Annotated in this window: 16 protein-coding genes, 1 tRNA gene and 1 pseudogene; 9 read left to right on the plus strand and 9 right to left on the minus strand. The window is 62.8% G+C overall.

The window, feature by feature from the left end; all coding sequences use genetic code 11:
- Window positions 1-11 precede the first annotated feature (11 nt).
- Window positions 12-284: a DUF3077 domain-containing protein gene (locus tag QQL85_RS14140; RefSeq protein ID WP_016711970.1), complete on the plus strand. Its 273-nt coding sequence runs from the start codon at window positions 12-14 to the stop codon at window positions 282-284.
- A gap of 53 nt (window positions 285-337) precedes the next feature.
- Here QQL85_RS14140 and QQL85_RS14145 read toward each other — a convergent pair.
- From QQL85_RS14145 to dapA, 5 genes are all read right to left on the minus strand, one after another.
- A tRNA-Ser gene (locus tag QQL85_RS14145) sits at window positions 338-427 on the minus strand.
- 91 nt (window positions 428-518) lie between these two features.
- On the minus strand, window positions 519-1,229 hold the full coding sequence (purC, locus tag QQL85_RS14150) for a phosphoribosylaminoimidazolesuccinocarboxamide synthase (protein WP_016498342.1): 711 nt from the start codon (window positions 1,227-1,229) through the stop codon (window positions 519-521).
- 30 nt (window positions 1,230-1,259) lie between these two features.
- Window positions 1,260-2,018, minus strand: a complete 759-nt coding sequence (locus QQL85_RS14155) for an MBL fold metallo-hydrolase (RefSeq protein ID WP_284354173.1) — start codon at window positions 2,016-2,018, stop codon at window positions 1,260-1,262.
- Window positions 2,019-3,140, minus strand: coding sequence for an outer membrane protein assembly factor BamC (bamC, locus tag QQL85_RS14160; RefSeq protein WP_284354174.1), 1,122 nt, complete (start codon window positions 3,138-3,140; stop codon window positions 2,019-2,021).
- Window positions 3,141-3,155: 15 nt separating this feature from the next.
- Window positions 3,156-4,043 carry a 4-hydroxy-tetrahydrodipicolinate synthase gene (dapA, locus tag QQL85_RS14165; protein ID WP_019098479.1) on the minus strand — a complete coding sequence of 296 codons (888 nt, stop codon included), beginning with the start codon at window positions 4,041-4,043 and terminating at the stop codon, window positions 3,156-3,158.
- A 259-nt stretch (window positions 4,044-4,302) separates the two neighbouring features.
- Between dapA and QQL85_RS14170 the strand changes: the two genes are divergently transcribed.
- Together QQL85_RS14170 and QQL85_RS14175 are read left to right on the plus strand one after the other, a co-directional pair.
- Window positions 4,303-4,866 carry a glycine cleavage system protein R gene (locus QQL85_RS14170; RefSeq protein WP_016488638.1) on the plus strand — a complete coding sequence of 188 codons (564 nt, stop codon included), beginning with the start codon at window positions 4,303-4,305 and terminating at the stop codon, window positions 4,864-4,866.
- Window positions 4,867-4,877: 11 nt separating this feature from the next.
- Window positions 4,878-5,351, plus strand: a complete 474-nt coding sequence (locus QQL85_RS14175) for a peroxiredoxin (RefSeq protein WP_284354175.1) — start codon at window positions 4,878-4,880, stop codon at window positions 5,349-5,351.
- 34 nt (window positions 5,352-5,385) lie between these two features.
- Here the strand turns inward: QQL85_RS14175 and QQL85_RS14180 are convergent, their stop codons facing one another.
- Window positions 5,386-6,456: an AI-2E family transporter gene (locus QQL85_RS14180; protein ID WP_284354176.1), complete on the minus strand. Its 1,071-nt coding sequence runs from the start codon at window positions 6,454-6,456 to the stop codon at window positions 5,386-5,388.
- A 20-nt stretch (window positions 6,457-6,476) separates the two neighbouring features.
- Window positions 6,477-6,716 (minus strand): sulfurtransferase TusA family protein, encoded by a 240-nt coding sequence (locus QQL85_RS14185; protein WP_016498337.1) that lies wholly within the window; start codon window positions 6,714-6,716, stop codon window positions 6,477-6,479.
- 121 nt (window positions 6,717-6,837) lie between these two features.
- On the opposite strand from QQL85_RS14185, the gene QQL85_RS14190 reads away from it, so the two are divergent.
- A complete protein-coding gene (locus QQL85_RS14190; RefSeq protein WP_284354177.1) occupies window positions 6,838-8,274 on the plus strand; it encodes a M48 family metalloprotease in 1,437 nt (478 codons plus the stop codon).
- Window positions 8,275-8,382: 108 nt separating this feature from the next.
- On the opposite strand, the gene nadA is transcribed toward QQL85_RS14190, so the two are convergent.
- Window positions 8,383-9,441 (minus strand): quinolinate synthase NadA, encoded by a 1,059-nt coding sequence (gene nadA / locus QQL85_RS14195; protein ID WP_016711984.1) that lies wholly within the window; start codon window positions 9,439-9,441, stop codon window positions 8,383-8,385.
- A 295-nt stretch (window positions 9,442-9,736) separates the two neighbouring features.
- On the minus strand, window positions 9,737-11,245 hold the full coding sequence (locus QQL85_RS14200; RefSeq protein ID WP_284354178.1) for a YdgA family protein: 1,509 nt from the start codon (window positions 11,243-11,245) through the stop codon (window positions 9,737-9,739).
- Window positions 11,246-11,691: 446 nt separating this feature from the next.
- Between QQL85_RS14200 and QQL85_RS14205 the strand changes: the two genes are divergently transcribed.
- From QQL85_RS14205 to QQL85_RS14220, 5 genes and pseudogenes are all read left to right on the plus strand, one after another.
- Window positions 11,692-13,044: an APC family permease gene (locus QQL85_RS14205; RefSeq protein ID WP_284354179.1), complete on the plus strand. Its 1,353-nt coding sequence runs from the start codon at window positions 11,692-11,694 to the stop codon at window positions 13,042-13,044.
- 285 nt (window positions 13,045-13,329) lie between these two features.
- Window positions 13,330-14,319, plus strand: a pseudogene (locus QQL85_RS26780) (PDC sensor domain-containing protein); the annotation flags it as partial.
- 102 nt (window positions 14,320-14,421) lie between these two features.
- Window positions 14,422-15,177 carry a methyl-accepting chemotaxis protein gene (locus QQL85_RS26785; RefSeq protein ID WP_434482135.1) on the plus strand — a complete coding sequence of 252 codons (756 nt, stop codon included), beginning with the start codon at window positions 14,422-14,424 and terminating at the stop codon, window positions 15,175-15,177.
- Between the two features lie 83 nt (window positions 15,178-15,260).
- Entirely contained in the window at window positions 15,261-16,220 is a 960-nt protein-coding gene (locus QQL85_RS14215) for a cation diffusion facilitator family transporter (RefSeq protein WP_060498628.1), read from the plus strand.
- 31 nt (window positions 16,221-16,251) lie between these two features.
- Window positions 16,252-17,256: a DUF4434 domain-containing protein gene (locus tag QQL85_RS14220; RefSeq protein WP_284354181.1), complete on the plus strand. Its 1,005-nt coding sequence runs from the start codon at window positions 16,252-16,254 to the stop codon at window positions 17,254-17,256.
- Window positions 17,257-17,269: the final 13 nt, after the last annotated feature.

Genomic DNA, 17,269 nt, shown 5'->3' on the forward strand with positions numbered 1-17,269 from the left:
GAGTAAAAACAATGCCAACCGACAACACCAAAGAACCCACCACCGTCGGCAAAACCTGCTTCTATCAAGGCGAAAACAGCACCCACCCGCTGTTCCGCATCGAGCCCGGCATCCCCTGCCAGGACGCCCGCGAACAGGCATCAGAACTGATGGGCTACGTCCGCGACCTGATCATCACCGGCCTGATGGACGGCGACCAGAAACTGATCTGGGCCTCGCACTACCTGAGTGCGATGGCAAAGGCGCTGCTGGACGATGCTGAATTGGGGATGATGAAAAAGTAAGGCACAACGAAAAAGCCCCTGAAAGCTTTCGCTTCCAGGGGCTTCATCTTGTATGGCGGAGAGATAGGGATTTGAACCCTAGGTACTGTTGCCAGTACAACGGATTTCGAATCCGTCCCGTTCGACCACTCCGGCATCTCTCCAATGCCGCGCATCTTACCAGCGTTTTTTTAAAACGCAAACCTTTTTTTCAAAAAAATCGCGTGGTATCAGGCGCTTGCGTGAACGCGCCGCTTACAGTGGCACGCCCAGGCGCTTGGCAACTTCTTCGTAGGCTTCGATCACGTCGCCCAGGCCCTGGCGGAAGCGGTCCTTGTCCATCTTCTTGCGGGTTTCTTTGTCCCACAGGCGGCAGCCGTCCGGGCTGAACTCGTCGCCCAGCACGATCTGGCCGTGGAATACGCCGAATTCCAGCTTGAAGTCGACCAGCAGCAGGCCGGCGTCATCGAACAGCTTGGTCAGCACTTCGTTGACCTTCAACGACAGCTTTTTCATTTCGACCAGCTGCTCGGCAGTGCCCCAGCCGAACGCGACAACGTGGGATTCGTTGATGAAGGGGTCACCCTTCTCGTCGTTCTTCAGGAACAGCTCGAAGGTGGACGGCTCCAGCTTGATGCCCTCCTCCACGCCCAGGCGCTTGACCAGGCTGCCAGCGGCGTAGTTACGCACTACGCATTCGACCGGGATCATGTCCAGCTTCTTCACCAGGCACTCGTTGTCGCCCAGCAGCTTGTCGAACTGGGTCGGCACGCCGGCTTCTTCCAGTTTCTGCATGATGAAGGCGTTGAACTTGTTGTTCACGGTGCCTTTGCGGTCCAGTTGTTCGATGCGCTTGCCGTCGAACGCCGAAGTGTCGTTACGGAACAGCAGGATCAAGCGGTCGGCGTCGTCGGTCTTGTAAACCGATTTGGCTTTGCCGCGGTAGAGTTCGTCGCGTTTTTCCATGATTGGGCTCCGCTTGCTTGAGGTGTTGGGCTAGGCGATTTCGCGCCAGTCGAGCCCGTGTTCCTGATTCGCCACCTGGAGCCAGTCCGGGTCGCACCCAAGGGTATCGACGAAGCACTGGCGGGCCAAGTGTGGCAGGTTGTTCTTGCTGCTGAGGTGGGCCAGCACCAGGTGTTGCAGGTTGCTCCAGCCCAACTCGTGCACCAGGCGCGCGGCCTGATGATTGTTCAAATGTCCTTGCATGCCACCTACCCGCTGCTTCAAAAAGGCCGGGTAGTGACCACGTGCCAGCAGGTCACGGCAGTGGTTGGCCTCGATCAGCAGTGCGTCCAGGCCTTGGTAACGCTCCAGCAGCAGTGCGTCGTACGAGCCCAGGTCGGTCAGCATGCCGAAACGCCGCTGACCGTCGCTGATCACATACTGCAGCGGCTCGTAGGCGTCATGCTCGACCCGCGCCGCGGTCACTTCCAGGCTGCCGACACGCAGGCTTTGGCCGCAAGCGAGAAAACCGGCCACCTCCACCGGCTTGCGCATGCCGCGCAAAGTCCCTTGGCTGAGGTAGACCGGTACATTGTAGCGCCGTGACAGCAAGCCGACCCCATGCACATGGTCGGCATGTTCGTGGGTGACCAGTACCGCATTGAGCTGGGCCGCCGACACACCGAGCAGCGCCAGGCGCCGCTCGGTTTCACGCAGGGAAAAACCGCAATCAACCAGGATGAACGTGTCACCACTGGCGATCAGCGTGCCGTTCCCTTGGCTGCCGCTTCCGAGTACCGCGAAGCGCACTTAGCCCAGGTGGTCCTGAATGGCGCTCAACACGCGGCGGGCGACATCGGCCGGAGCCACGGTGTTGATGTTTTTCTCGACCGTGACCTGCACGCTCTCACCCACCTTGCTCAGGCGAACCTGATAGCGCTCGGCACGGGCTTCACGCTCTTCCTTGGTCGGCTCGCTGCCGAACATACGGCCGAAGAAACCAGGCTGGTTCTGCTTGTCGTCCGGTTTTTCCGACAAGTTGATGTAGTACAGGCCCAGGCTGCGGTTGATGTCTTCGACACGCCACTCGCCCCCCTGCTCCAGCGCACGGCCTACGCCAGACCAGGCACGGTCCAGGTCGGAGCCCAGGTACAGCACCGGGTTGCCGCTGCCGTCTTCGCTCAGGCTGACGCGGCTTGGCGCGTCGAAATCGCGCGCGGCCAGCAGCGACACCGAACCGCCTTTCTCGGCGCTACGGTTCATGCTGGCAAGCATTTCGTCGACCAGCAGGGCGTCGGCGCCAGTGTTGCTGGACGTGGACGGGAAATCAGGCTCGGCAGTACTGCCCGCCGGGCGCTCGACGCTGACCACATACACCTCGGAGGTGTTGCGCTGCACGCCAGGCTCCATGCGTACTCGCACGCGTACTTCGCTATCACCGCTGCTGGCGGTGCTGGCCAGACGCTGGCCAAGCGATGCCGACAGCTCGTCGAAACGCTGCCAGGTGGTGTTGAATTCACCCGTCTGCGGGCGTTCTTCAGCAATACGGAAGCCGTTGTCTTCGAAGAACTGGCGGGCCACCGGCCACACTTCGGCTGGCGAATGCTGAGCCAGCACCCAACGGCTGCTGCCGCTGCGTTGCAGGCTGTAGTCGGTGACCTGGGCGGCACCGCCTGTCAGCGGTTGCGGGCGCGGCACTTCGAACTCGCCTGCGACGTGATCGTCGGCGACGTTACGCGGGATCGGCAGCAGCGGATCAAGGCGCTTGACGTTGCTGGCGTCCGGCGGCAGCTGCATTGGTGCGGTCGGGTGCGCCTGCAGGTAGTCGCTGCCGCGGTCGCGGAAATAGCCATCCTCGCCCCACAGCCAGCCACACCCACTGGTGCTGGAGATAATCAGGGCAAGGGCGGAAAGACCAGCCAGTCGCTTCATGCGGTGTACTTCCTCTTAAACCAGTACGCCGGACTGGCGCAAGGCAGTACGGACTTTTTCGTGGCAGCCTTCGCTCAGCCAGGTCAGTGGCAGGCGAATACCCTTTTGCATCAGGCCCATTTCGACGAGCGCCCATTTCACCGGGATCGGGTTGGCCTCGCAGAACAGGTCTTTGTGCAGCGGCATGAGTTTTTCGTTGATCGCGCGGGCCTTCTCGGCATTGCCCTCAAGGGCGGCCTCGCACAGATCGGCCATTTCGCGCGGGGCGACGTTGGCGGTAACAGAGATGTTGCCCTTGCCACCCATCAGGATCAGCTCGACGGCAGTCGGGTCATCGCCGGACAGGACGATGAAGTCCTTGCTGACGCCATCGAGGATGGCCTTGGCGCGGACCAGGTCGCCGGTGGCTTCCTTGATACCGATGATGTTCGGCACGGTCGACAGGCGGATCACGGTCTCGGCCTGCATGTCGCAGGAGGTGCGGCCGGGTACGTTGTAGAGGATCTGCGGAATGTCGACGGCTTCGGCAATGTGCTTGAAGTGCTGGTACAGGCCTTCTTGCGTCGGCTTGTTGTAGTACGGCACTACCAGCAGGCAGGCGTCGGCACCGGCGCTCTTGGCGTTTTGGGTCAGGTGCACGGCTTCGGCAGTGGCGTTGGCACCGGTGCCAGCGATGACCGGTACGCGGCGGCTGCTGCGCTTGACGCGCTCGACCACATGCTTGATGACCAGGATGTGTTCTTCGACATCCAGCGTGGCGGACTCACCGGTGGTGCCGACAGCGACGATCGCATGGGTGCCGTTTTCCAGGTGGAAGTCTACAAGTTTGTCGAGGCTGCCCCAGTCAACACGCCCTTGTGCATCCATGGGTGTGACCAATGCCACCATACTGCCCGCAATCATGTAACTGCTCCTGCCGGAAAAAGAGAGCGGTAATGGTACTGGGGGCATCGACCTTGCACAAGCGAAGCAGGCGGGCGGAGCATTCCCCTCGGCGCCTTATTTCGCTACCCTTGACCCTTTGATCGGTGCAGCGCGGCCCGCCGGGCCGTCGACCTTGCTCCCCGCCAGCGTCCAAGACCTCGCATGCGAGCCCCGGGCCCTGCCGACAGGAGGCTTTTGACTGTCCTGCACCGACCGCTCATCGCTTTAGGAATGCTGCATGTCCACCCCCACCACTGTCCGCGAACAATTCCTTGTCATCAGTGCCCTGGGCCCCAATCCCATGGAACTGGCCAACGTCCTCAGCCGCGCTGCCTTCGAAAACCGCTGCGCGGTGGTCACCTCGCGCCTGAGCCGCCATGGAGAGACCAGCGCCCTGGTGCTGCAGGTGGGCGGCAGCTGGGACGCCCTGGCGCGCCTCGAATCCACCCTGCCGGGCCTGGGCAAGAAGCACGGCCTGACCCTGGACGTGGTGCGCAGCGCCGACCAGGAAGTGCGCCCGCAGGCCCTGCCCTATGTGGCTTATGTCAGCGCCGCCTATCGCCCGGACATCATCAACGAGCTGTGCCAGTTCTTCCTCGACCACCGCGTCGAGCTGGAAGCCATGACCTGCGACACCTACCTGGCGCCACAGACCGGCAGCAGCATGCTCAACGCCCAGTTCACCGTGATCCTGCCGGCCGGCACGCAAATCAGCTGGCTGCGCGACCAGTTCCTGGACTTTGCCGACGCCCTGAACCTCGATGCGCTGATCGAGCCATGGCGTCCACAGAACCCAATGTAAGGAAACCGACCATGGCTGTAGCACTCGACCAACCCGTCGCCGACTTCCAGGCCCAGGCCACCAGCGGGCAAACCGTCAGCCTGGCCGGGCTCAAGGGCCAGCAGGTGGTGGTGTACTTCTACCCGAAGGACAGCACGCCTGGCTGCACCACCGAAGGCCAGGGGTTCCGCGACCAGCATGACGCCTTTGCCGCAGCCAATACCGTGGTGTTCGGGGTATCGCGCGATGGCATCAAGTCGCACGAGAACTTCAAGGCCAAGCAAAGCTTCCCGTTCGAGCTGATCAGCGACAAGGACGAGGCCCTGTGCCAGCTGTTCGACGTGATCAAGCTGAAGAAACTGTATGGCAAGGAATACATGGGCGTTGACCGCAGTACCTTCCTGATCGACAAGGACGGTGTGCTACGCCAGGAATGGCGTGGGGTGAAGGTGCCGGGGCATGTGGATGCCGTGTTGGCGGCCGCACAAGCCATGAACAAGGCTTGAGATCGTTTGGGGCCGCTTTGCGGCCCCAATAACATCAAAGCATCGGTGAAACGCTAGGCTCCTGCCGTGGCCAAGCGTCCAGCACGGCCTTGATCAGCGTCGCCAGCGGGATGGCGAAGAAGATCCCCCAGAACCCCCACAACCCGCCAAACAACAGCACCGCGCAAATGATCGCCACCGGGTGCAAGCTCACCGCCTCGGAGAACAGCAGCGGCACCAGCACGTTGCCGTCCAGCGCCTGAATGATCGCGTACACCGTCATCAGGTAGATGAACTGGTCGCCCCACCCCCACTGGAACAGCGCAATCAGCGTCACCGGCACCGTCACCACCACCGCCCCCACATAGGGCACCACCACAGACAACCCCACCAACAGCGCCAGCAACGCGGCGTAGTTGAGCCCCAGGCTGATGAACGCAATGTAGGTGGCAATCCCGCAGATCAGGATCTCGATACCCTTGCCGCGAATGTAGTTGGCGATCTGCCGGTTCATCTCGCTGCCCACCCGGTTCAACAGGGTGCGCTGGCTGGGCAGGTAGCCGCTGACCCAACGGCCGATCAGCTCGCGGTCCTTAAGGAAGAAGAACACCAGGATTGGCACCAGCACCAGGTAGATCATCGCATTGACCAGCAGCGGCAGGCTCGACAACGAGAACGTCAGCGCCCACTGGCCGAACTTGCCAATTTCACCGCGCACCGACTCGATGGCGTGCAGCACCTGCTCGTCCGACACCAGGTGCGGGTAACGCTCGGGCAGCAGCAACAACAGCGACTGCCACTTGCCGAGCATGCCCGGCAGCTCGTTGAACAGGGTAATCAACTGATGCCACAGCAGCGGCACCAGCACCAGCATGAACACCGCCAACGCGCCCATGAACAAGGCGAACACCAACATCACCGCCAGCCGGGTCGGCACCCGCACCCGCTCAAGGGCGTTGACCAGCCCCTGCATGAGGAATGCCAACACCATGCCCGCCAGCACCGGCGCCAGCATGCCGCCCAGGGTGAGCACCGCAGTAAAAGCCAGGAACAACAGGACCGCTAACACCACGGCTTCTTCATCGGAGAAGTAGCGCTGCATCCAGTCGCGAAGCACTTTGAACATTGACGATCCTTGGAAAAGACTCAGGCCTTGCGCAGCCAGTAGGTATAGGTGCCGGCCTCAGCCGTTTCCTGCAGCAGGGTATGACCGGCCAGCTTGGCGAAAGTGCGGAAGTCGCGCTGCGAGCCTGCATCCGTGGCGATCACCTTGAGCACCGCGCCGCTGGCCAGTCGGTTGAGCTCCATCTTGGCTTTGAGCAGCGGCAAAGGGCAATTCAGCCCGCTGGCGTCCAGTTCGGCGTCGCAGGTCAGGGTGTCACTCATCGCAGGGTCTCCAAAGGCATTGCCACGCTGCTTGCTGGCAGGGTCGGCTAGGATAGCGCCACTGGTCGCCAACGTGTGAGCCCGCTACAGTAGGTATCTTTGACCGACGCGAGCTTCATGCATGAATCTACTGCGCCCTACCCTGCTGACGCTGGCCTGCCTGTTGGCCCTCCCCGGCCACGCTGACGACCTGCCATCGCTGGGTGACGCCAGTTCCGCGATCGTTTCGCCGCAACAGGAGCACCAACTGGGCCGCGCCTGGCTGAGCCTGCTGCGTGGCCAGGTCAACCAGCTGAACGACCCGCAGCTCAAGGACTACGTCGAGACCAGCGTGTACAAGCTGGCCGAAACCAGCCAACTGCAGGACCGGCGCCTGGAGTTCATCCTTATCGACAGCCGCGAGCTGAACGCCTTTGCCGCCCCGGGTGGCATTGTCGGGGTCAACGGCGGGTTGTTCCTCAACGCCCAGACCGAAGGCGAGTATGCCTCGGTACTGGCGCACGAACTGGCGCACTTGTCACAACGCCACTTCGCCCGCGGCGTCGAGGCGCAACAGCGCATGCAGCTGCCAATGATGGCAGCGCTGCTGGCCGGTATCGTGCTGGCCGCCGGTGGCGCCGGCGATGCGGGTATCGGCATGATTGCCGGCACCCAGGCAGCGGCCATCCAGGAACAACGGCGTTTCTCACGCCAGAACGAACAGGAAGCCGACCGCATCGGCATCCAGAACCTGGAAAAGGCCGGTTACGATCCACGTAACATGCCGACCATGTTCGAGCGCCTGGCACGCCAGTATCGCTATGACGCCAAGCCGCCAGAATTCCTGCTGACCCACCCGGTGACCGAATCGCGTATTGCCGATACCCGCAACCGGGCCGACCAGGCCCCCAAAGGCGGTGTTGAAGACAGCATGCGCTACCAGCTGATTCGTGCCCGCGTGGCGCTGACCTACGAAGGTACACCGGGGCTTGCCGCCAAGCGCTTCCGTGCCCAGCTGGACGAAGACCCGAAACTGGACGCCGCGCGTTACGGCCTGGCCTTGGCCCAGATCAAAGGCGGGCAGCTGAACGAAGCGCGTGAAATGCTCAAGCCGCTACTGGCCAAGGCCCCCAACGACATCACCTACAACCTGGCGCAGATCGACCTGGACATCACCAACAACCGCCTGGCCGACGCCCAGCAGCGGGCCGAGCGGCTGCAGGGGCTGTACCCGGGCAACTACCCGCTGAAACAGGTCCGCGCCGATTTGCTGGTGAAGCAGAACAAGCCTGCCGAAGCGGAGAAGGTGCTGAACGAACTGGTCAAGAGCCGGCCGGATGACCCGGACGTGTGGTACGACATGGCTGAAGTGCGGGGCTTGTCGGGCAATACCATTGGCCTGCACCGCGCACGGGCCGAGTATTTCACCCTGGTGGGGGACTTTGACCAGGCGATCCAGCAACTGGATTACGCCAAGCGCCGGTCGGGCAGCAACTTCCCGCTGGCTTCGCAGATTGACCAGCGCCAGCGCGAGATCATGGAGCAGCAGCGCATGGTTCGGGAGATGATGGGCCGTTGAGGGCCCTTTCGCGGGCAAGCCCACTCCCCAGGTACTGCATCGCTTCTGAGGGCGGTGCAGTACCTGTGGGAGCGGGCTTGCCCGCGAAGACGGCAACGCGGGTTAAAGTCAGGCGTTACCGGACAGTTTCAGCCTTGCAGCCTGGGTAAAGTCCAGCATGCGGTTCAGCGGCTTGATCGCCTTGGGCACCAGCGCCGGGTCGACGAAAATCTCATCACCGCCATTACGCAAGCAGTGCAGCACGCGCTCCAGGGTATTCATCGCCATCCACGGGCAGTGCGCGCAGCTGCGGCAGGCCGCGCCATTGCCGGCAGTAGGCGCTTCGACGAATTCCTTGTCCGGGCACAGCTGCTGCATCTTGTAGAAGATGCCACGATCGGTGGCGACGATGAAGGTTTTATTCGGCAGGGTCTGCGCTGCCTTGATCAGCTGGCTGGTAGAACCCACTGCGTCGGCCAGTTCGATGACCGCTTCCGGCGACTCGGGGTGCACCAGGATCGCTGCATCCGGGTACAGCGCCTTCATGTCGGCAAGCTGGCGCGATTTGAACTCTTCGTGAACGATGCAGGCACCGTCCCACAGCAGCATGTCGGCACCGGTCTGCTTCTGGATGTAACGGCCCAGGTGCTGGTCCGGCCCCCAGATGATGGTCTCGCCGTTATCCATCAGGCTTTCGACGATCTCCAGCGCGCAGCTTGAGGTCACCACCCAGTCGGCACGGGCCTTTACGGCAGCGGACGTGTTGGCGTAGACCACCACGGTGCGTTCAGGGTGCTGGTCGCAGAACGCAGAAAACTCTTCGACCGGACAACCCAGGTCGAGCGAGCAGGTCGCCTCCAGGGTCGGCATCAGCACGCGCTTTTCCGGGGTGAGGATTTTCGCCGTCTCGCCCATGAAGCGCACACCGGCCACGATCACGGTCTCGGCCGGGTGGTTCTTGCCGAAGCGGGCCATTTCCAGCGAGTCGGACACGCAACCGCCGGTTTCTTCAGCCAGCGCCTGGATGACCGGGTCGCAGTAATAGTGGGCGACCAGCACGGCATTCTGGGCCTTGAGCTCGGCAGCGATGGCCGCACGGTATTCGGCCTCCTGCTCGGCTGTCAGCGGGTTGGGCTGCTTGGCGTCGAGGTGGGCCTGAACCAACAGGCGTTCGGAAATCTGGGTCATGATCGCTGGACCTGCAGGCGCGCGTGCGCGTCAAATCGAGTGTATCACCCGGCCCTGGCAGATCGGCTAAGGGTGCCGGACGGCACTTGGGCCGCCACGGCCCTCTGCGGGCGCGGATTATTATCGGAGGCCGAAGGCTACAGACAATCCAGCGAATTCTAAAGTGGTTTTTGTGTTGGCTGCACCGGCCCTTTCGCGGGTAAACCCGCTCCCACAGGTATCGCATCGCCCTCAAGGGCAGTGATAGACCTGTGGGAGCGGGTTTACCCGCGAAGAGGCCAGTACAGGGTGGCGATCAACCCTGCGGCGACAACGCGGCCAGGTGCGCCGCCATCAGCATGGCGAACTCTTCCACGGTCATTTTCCTGCCGTTGAAGTCAACCATGCCATCGGCATAGTGCAGGCTGCTCACCACATCATTACCTTCGACAGTCGCCATGCCACTCTGCAGCGCCATCATGCCAACCATCTCCCCCGCCTGGCTCGACTGCATGGCAATCGCCTGAGCGTCAGTCTGACCCTCCAGCAGTGCCTGCAAGGTCGCCAGGTCACCCATCATCGGCTTGGACAACGACAGCTTGCTCTTCACCTCGGTGATCATCTGCTTGCTCAACTGGTCCGGCGGCAGGTCGAAGCTGGACGGGGCGGCAAAGTCCATCGACAGGTTGAAGCGGCTCTCGCCGTTGGCGGTCTTGAACGACAGGTTTTCAATCGCCACCTTGGGCCTGGCAGCGAGCAGCTTCTGCAGGTCACCCTGGAAACGGGCCTTCTCGGCGTCGTCCATCTGGATTTGCGGCACCGGCTGGCCGGCGGCGGCGGCGGCCTCGAACTCCGCCAGATGCGCCTGGTACCACTTCGACAATGCCTGCAGCGCCGGTGCGTTGACCGAGGTAATGCTCACCGCCATCTGTGCCTTACCCACTGCACGGCCATCCCAGGTGATGTCGCCAACCTTGTACTCCACACGACCGCCCACGGTATCCGGGCCATCAAGGGTCTGCAGGGCATTCTGCTCAAAGCCCTTGACCAGCAGTACCTGCTGTTTAGGCCCCAGGGTGACCTTGGTTTCAGCCAGCGCCAGGTCGGCATTACCGACATAGATGGCGTCGTGCGCGGTGGCTGCCAGGTTACCGCCAAGCTTCAGGCCTTTGAGCTCGAACGTGGCAGGTGGCTGGTCGTCATGCACCAGTTTCATCACGAAACGGTCGGCCTGGCCGTGGAATTTAGATGCCTTGCCTTCCTCGTCGCCACTGACCTCCAGCTGCATGCCCGAGAAGTCGAGGCTATTGCCGTCCGCTTCGTCGAACTTGACCGGCGCCAGCCGAACCTGGCTGACCACATTACCGTCGTAGCCCAGGCTGGTTTGGGCACTGACCGGAGCCTGCTCACCCGCTGCGGCAAACCACGGTGCGGTGGCTTCGTCCTTTTGCAGGCTACTGTTGCTGACCGCCAGCACCGGCATCAGCTTGAACGCCTTGACCCGCGACCAAGGGAACGGGCCGTGCTCGATCTGGTCGGTCACGCCCACGTCGAAACTCAACACCTCGCCGTCACCCACGTTGATGTCGCGTGCCTTCAGGCGGTACTGGGCGGTACTGCTGAAGAAATGCTGCTCCAGCGACACCCGCTCGATGCTCATGCTGCCACCGGTGGTCACCAGGGCTTTCTTCAGCTCGGCGTTGCTGCGGGCAAGGGCATTGTCCAGCTCGGCCGGCAGCTGCTTGCCGGTGTACCAGGCGCCAGCGGTGGTTGCGACGGCAATGGCGATAGCCAGGCCGGAAAGGATGCCAACTGATTTCTTCATGAATAGAACCGAATGCTGTCCGTAAGGGCTTGTTGGGCGGCCAAAGGCCACGCAGCGAAGATTACCACTGCAACAGGTGACACAGGCTGGTGCGGGTCGAGAAATGGCATTTTTGGGAAGCGTCTGACACCCCGCTCAAGGACGCTGCCCAATCGTTAATTTTTACGAACATTCAAATTGATCAAAACCGCAAAAAACCGCGCAAAAACCGAACAAAACCCGCTTTAAATCGATAAATATTTCAATTCAGTAACATCTTGTCATGTTTAACTTGACACCCACCTACCCATCGTTTTTTATTTTCACCACTTAGCGCGCCCCCCCCCCCGCGCCTTCCGCCGCTCCTACAAAAAAGGTGAACAACATGGAGCCCACCCGCTCGCCCTTGCCGCATGCGCAATACACCGTGCCCGCCATTTACGCCCAGCCGCAGGAGCCATGCCAGCATGCAGCCTGACCACAGCGCTTCCGGCAACGGCCAACTTCGCAAAACCCTGCGCCTCTGGCATGTGATCATCATCGGCTTGGCCTACCTGACCCCGATGACCGTGTTCGACACCTTCGGCATCGTCAGCGGGATCACCGCAGGCCATGTACCCAGCGCCTACATCCTGGCGCTGGCCGGTATCCTGTTCACCGCCGTGAGCTACGGCACCTTGGTAAAACGCTTCCCGCAGTCGGGTTCGGCCTACACCTACACCCAGCGCGCGATCAACCCGCATGTGGGCTTCCTGGTCGGCTGGTCGTCGCTGCTCGACTACCTGCTGTTGCCAATGGTCAATGCGCTGCTGGCCAAGCTGTACCTCTCGGCCATGTTTCCGGAAGTACCGGCGTGGATGTGGGTGGCCGGCTTCGTCACCTTGATCAGCCTGATCAACATGCGCAGCGTGAACCTGGTGGCGCACTTCAACCTGTTGTTCGTGGGCGTGCAGGTGGCGATCATTGCCGTGTTCATCTACCTGTGCTTCCGTGGCCTGGACCACGGTGAAGGGCTGGGTACCGCCTGGAGCCTGATGCCATTCGGTGACAGCCAGACCCAGTTCAGCGCACTGGCGGCCGGGGCAACCATCCTGTGCTTCTCGTTCCTGGGCTTCGATGCGGTTACCTGCCTGTCCGAAGAAACCCGCGACCCGGCCAAGACCATTCCCAAGGCGATCTTCCTGACCGCACTGATCGGCGGCGTGGTGTTCATCACTGTTTCGTACTTCATCCAGGCCTACTTTCCGACCATGGCGCGCTTCCATGACCAGGAAGCCGCCCTGCCAGAAATTGCCCTGTACGTCGGCGGCAAGCTGTTCCAGTCGATCTTCATCGCCTGCACCGTGATCAACACCATCGCCTCGGGCCTGGCTTCGCAAACCAGCGTGTCGCGACTGCTGTATGTGATGGGCCGCGACAACGTGATCCCGGCCAGCGTCTTCGCCCGCCTGCATTCACGCTACAAGACACCCGTGCTGAACATTGCGGTAGTGGGGCTGATTTCGCTGTCGGCGATCTTCTTCGACCTGGTGACCGCCACCTCGATCATCAACTTCGGTGCGCTGGTCGCATTCAGTTTCGTCAACCTGTCGGTCATCAACCACTGCTACCTGCGCGAAGGCAACCGCAAAGGCCTGGCCAACCAGCTGAAGTACCTGGTGCTGCCCACCATCGGCTTCTGCATCATCGTCTCGCTGTGGCTGGACCTGAATGCACATTCGCTGATGTTTGGCGGCATCTGGGCTGCGCTCGGGCTGGTCTACCTGGGCTGGCTGACCAAGGCCTTCCGCTCGGCACCGCCCAACTACGTTGCTGAATGACCCACGCTGCCGACAACGCCCGCGCCTGACCGCGGGCGTTGTACTTGATCGAAAAGGAAAGCCCTCATGCCGCTGCGTCGCCTCTCCATCCAATGGAAGATCACCCTGCTCGCCGGCTTGTGCCTGCTGGCCATCGTCGCCTTGCTGGTGACCACCTCGCTGACCCAGGCACAACGCAGCGCCGCGCTGGTCAACCAGGCCAACACCGCCATGCTCGACAGCAGCGCCCGCCAGCGCCTGCAGACCCACGCCGAAACCCAGGCCCTGCGCATCCAACGCTATTTCATGGACGCCTACCAGTACGGCAATGGCTTTGCCCGCCTGGTACAAGTGCTAAAAGCCCGTGGCGGCAGCGACCTGCGCGCCGAGCTGACCCGCCAGGCGCGTGCCAGCCTGGCCGGTAACCCGGACGTGATCGGCCTGTACCTGGTGTTCCAGCCCAACGCGCTGGATCAGCAGGACAGCCAGTTCGTCGGCCAGGATGCCGCAGGCAGCAACGAAAGCGGACGCTTCTCGCTCTACTGGTCGCAGCCCAGCCCCGGCGCACTGGAACGTGAGGCCATGCCGGAATCGATGCTCGGCGACGCCAGCATCGGCAGCAACGGCGCGGCAAAGAACCGCTGGCTGACCTGCCCGCAGGACACCGCCAGAACGTGCATGCTCGAGCCGTACCTGGACGAAGTCAACGGCCGCCAGGTGCTGATGACCAGCATTGCCCTGCCACTGCTTGAGCGCGGCAAGGTGGTGGGCGTGGTCGGCCTGGACATTGGACTTGCCAACCTGCAGCAACTGAGCGTGGATGGCCGCCGCGAACTGTTCGACGGCCAAGGCCAAGTGAGTATCGCCAGCGCTGCCGGCCTGCTGGCTGGCAACAGCCGCGACGACAGCGCGCTCGGCCAGCCCATGGACAAGGCGGTCGCCGACGGCCTGCTACGCGTGGCCCACCCCTTCACGCCAATCCCTGACGCCGCGCCGTGGCAGGTATTGCTGGAGCTGCCAGAAAGCGTGCTGCAGGCACCCGCCGTGGCCCTCAATCAGCGCCTGGACGCACACAACCAAAGCGCCAATCTCACCAGCCTGCTGATCGGCCTTGGCGCGGCAGTGGTGGGTTTGCTGCTGGTATGGCTGACCGCACGCGGCGTTACCCGGCCCATCCTGGCCGTGGCCGCACGCCTGGAAGACATCGCCAGTGGCGAGGGCGACCTGACCCGCCGCCTGGACTACGCCCGCCAGGACGAACTGGGCCATCTCACCGGCGGCTTCAACCGCTTCCTCGACAAGCTGCAGCCGGTCATCGCCCAGGTCAAAGGCTCGCTGCACGAAGCCCGCGACACCGCTGACCAGTCAGCCGCCATCGCCAGCCAGACCAGCAACGGCATGCAACAGCAACACCGCGAAATCGAGCAGGTGGCCACGGCGGCCAACGAGATGAGCGCCACCGCCCTGGATGTCGCCCACAACGCCTCGCAGGCGGCCCAGGCCGCACGCGCCGCCGACCAGGCCAGCCGCGAAGGCCTGCAACTGATCGACAGCACCCGCCAGGGCATCGACCGCCTGGCTGCCGGTATGGACACCGCCATGGCCGAGGCGCGCGCGCTTGAAGACCGCAGCGGGCAGATCGGCTCGGTGCTGGAAGTGATCCGCACCATCGCCGAGCAAACCAACCTGCTGGCGTTGAATGCCGCTATCGAAGCGGCTCGCGCTGGCGAAGCCGGGCGTGGCTTTGCCGTGGTCGCCGATGAAGTGCGCGGCCTGGCCCAGCGCACACAAGTGTCGGTGGAGGAGATTCGCCAGGTCATCGAAGGCCTGCAGCTAGGCACCCAGGATGTCGTGGGCGCCATGCACGAGGGCCAGCGCCAGGCTCAGGAAAGCGCAGCGCGCATGGAGCAGGCGCTACCGGCACTGCAGCGCATTGGCGAGGCGGTGACTGTGATCAGCGACATGAACCTGCAAATTGCTTCGGCCGCAGAAGAACAGAGCGCAGTGGCCGAGGAAGTGAACCGCAACGTGGCTGGCATTCGGGACGTGACCGAGTCGCTGGCAGGCCAGGCTGATGAGTCGGCACGCATCAGCCAAGCCTTGAACCGGCTGGCCAATCAACAACAGGCGCTGATGGAGCAATTCCGCGTCTAGCCTGTAAGGGCCTGTTCGCGGGTAACACCGCGAACAGGCCAGAGCATACAACACAGCAGCAGGGCTATTTACCGAGCACAATCATGCAAACCGCAACCCGATCCACCTTCTTCGACATCACCAGCGAACAGGGCCTTTTACGCACCTCGATCGCCGTCACCCTGTTCATCGCCAGCATCGGCATCGCCTTCGGCGTAGCCTCCGGCTCCTACTCCATCGTCTTCGACGGCGTTTATTCGCTGGTCGACGCCAGCATGAGCGGCCTGTCGCTCGTAGTGGTCAAGCTGATCACCTCGCACACCACCAGCGTGCAGATGTCGCGCAAGCTGCGCGAGCGCTTCACCATGGGCTTCTGGCACCTGGAACCGATGGTGCTGGCACTTAACGGCATCCTGCTCAGTGGCGTGGCCATCTACGCACTGATCAACGCCGTCAGCAGCCTGCTGCAAGGCGGGCGTCACCTTGAGTTCGGCATCGCCATGATCTATGCGGTGCTGACCGTGATCACCTGCGTGACCATCGCCGTCGTCGAGGCCCGCGCCAACCGCAAGCTGAAGTCAGACTTCGTGCGCATGGACGTCAAGGGCTGGGTCATGTCGGCCAGCATCACCGCCGCGCTGCTGATTGCGTTCTGCTTTGGTTACGCGGTGCAGGGCACGTCGTTGGAGTGGGTGTCGCCGTACATCGACCCGGCAGTGCTGGCGCTGGTGTGCCTGGTCATCGTGCCGTTGCCAATGTCGGTGGTGCGCCAGGCGCTGTCGGAAATATTCCTGGTCACCCCCGGCGACCTCAAGCTGCATGTGGATGAAGTGGCCAAGGCCTTCGTTGCCCGCCACGGGCTGCAGTCATACCGCGCCTATGTGGCCAAGGTCGGGCGCTCGCGGGAGATCGAGCTGTATTTCATCGTGCCAAAGGCCATGGCTGCCAAGACCATCGATGAATGGGATGCATGGCGCAACGAGATTGGTGATGCCGTCGGTGGCGAAGGGCCAGACCGCTGGCTGACGGTGGTATTTACCGGGGATCCGGAATGGGCTGAGTAGCCTGGGCACAATTCGGGTAGTCTGTGGCCTTGTGCTTCAAAAGCTGCCTATAAGGACATTCGCCATTTCCACCTTCACCCTGAGCCGCCGCAGCCTGCTCTGCCTGCTGGCCACCGCGCCCCTCGTGGCCAGCCTGCCAGGCTGCAGCCGCAGCACCGGTTTGCAGGGCAGCTTCCTGCAACTGTGGCAAAGCCACACCGAACTGACCCCTGGGCAATGGCGCCAGCGCCTGGCGGCCATGGCCGACATGGGTTGCCAAAGCGTGACGCTGCAGTGGGTCGGCCTGATCGGCGGCGACTCACCGTGGATGATGCCCGAGGACACGCTGCGCACCGTGTTCGATATCGCACATGACCAAGGCATGCAGGTGCAGGTCGGCCTGCCCTACGACAACGCCTGGTGGCAGGCGCTGTCGGCAGATGCGCAAGGGCAAGGCCAGTTCTTCGCCAAGTCCCTGGCCGACGCCCGGCATTACCTGGCCAGTGCCCCATGGCCGCAGCATCGAGCTTTTGCCGGCTGGTACATCCCCTACGAGCTGGAGCAGTACCACTGGGCCAGCGCCGACAGCCAGCAACGTCTGGCGCTCTGGCTGGGCGACATGTCGAACCTGACCCGTCAGCACAGTGATCAGGTGCCAGCCATTTCCACCTACTACAGCGTGCTGCCGAGCCAAGGCTCGCTGGTACAGCTGTGGCGCACGCTGCTCGACAGCACCGCGCTGCGCCCGGTGGTGCAGGACGGCGTCGGCGTAGCCGGTTGGGCCAACCTGCAGGCCATCGAGCCGCTACTGCTGGAGCTGCGCCGCCGGCAGGTGCCGTTCGATGTGGTGGTGGAGCTGTTTGAACAGCTGCCCTCGGAAAAGAACGACGGCAGCGACTTCAAGGCACGCTCGGCCGACTACACCCGGGTGCGTCGCCAACTGGAGTGGGCACGCACCACGGGCGCCGAGCACGTGGTGGCATTCGCCCTCGACCCGTGGGCACTGGGCGACGAGCCGCAGGCCCGCCGGCTGCATCAGGACTGGCTACGCGGCTAGCCCTGAAGGCCCA

It is taken from the genome of Pseudomonas putida (genome assembly GCF_030159595.1).
In the GTDB taxonomy this organism is placed as follows: Bacteria; Pseudomonadota; Gammaproteobacteria; order Pseudomonadales; family Pseudomonadaceae; genus Aquipseudomonas; species Aquipseudomonas putida_AC.

Excerpts from the sequence above, each read along its gene's own strand:
- QQL85_RS14140 (WP_016711970.1), top strand. The coding sequence starts at position 12 with ATGCCAACCGACAACACCAAAGAACCCACCACCGTCGGCAAAACCTGC.
- purC (WP_016498342.1), bottom strand. The coding sequence starts at position 1,229 with ATGGAAAAACGCGACGAACTCTACCGCGGCAAAGCCAAATCGGTTTAC.
- bamC (WP_284354174.1), bottom strand. The coding sequence starts at position 3,140 with ATGAAGCGACTGGCTGGTCTTTCCGCCCTTGCCCTGATTATCTCCAGC.
- dapA (WP_019098479.1), bottom strand. The coding sequence starts at position 4,043 with ATGATTGCGGGCAGTATGGTGGCATTGGTCACACCCATGGATGCACAA.
- QQL85_RS14170 (WP_016488638.1), top strand. The coding sequence starts at position 4,303 with ATGTCCACCCCCACCACTGTCCGCGAACAATTCCTTGTCATCAGTGCC.
- QQL85_RS14175 (WP_284354175.1), top strand. The coding sequence starts at position 4,878 with ATGGCTGTAGCACTCGACCAACCCGTCGCCGACTTCCAGGCCCAGGCC.
- QQL85_RS14180 (WP_284354176.1), bottom strand. The coding sequence starts at position 6,456 with ATGTTCAAAGTGCTTCGCGACTGGATGCAGCGCTACTTCTCCGATGAA.
- QQL85_RS14185 (WP_016498337.1), bottom strand. The coding sequence starts at position 6,716 with ATGAGTGACACCCTGACCTGCGACGCCGAACTGGACGCCAGCGGGCTG.
- QQL85_RS14190 (WP_284354177.1), top strand. The coding sequence starts at position 6,838 with ATGAATCTACTGCGCCCTACCCTGCTGACGCTGGCCTGCCTGTTGGCC.
- nadA (WP_016711984.1), bottom strand. The coding sequence starts at position 9,441 with ATGACCCAGATTTCCGAACGCCTGTTGGTTCAGGCCCACCTCGACGCC.
- QQL85_RS14200 (WP_284354178.1), bottom strand. The coding sequence starts at position 11,245 with ATGAAGAAATCAGTTGGCATCCTTTCCGGCCTGGCTATCGCCATTGCC.
- QQL85_RS14205 (WP_284354179.1), top strand. The coding sequence starts at position 11,692 with ATGCAGCCTGACCACAGCGCTTCCGGCAACGGCCAACTTCGCAAAACC.
- QQL85_RS26785 (WP_434482135.1), top strand. The coding sequence starts at position 14,422 with ATGCAACAGCAACACCGCGAAATCGAGCAGGTGGCCACGGCGGCCAAC.
- QQL85_RS14215 (WP_060498628.1), top strand. The coding sequence starts at position 15,261 with ATGCAAACCGCAACCCGATCCACCTTCTTCGACATCACCAGCGAACAG.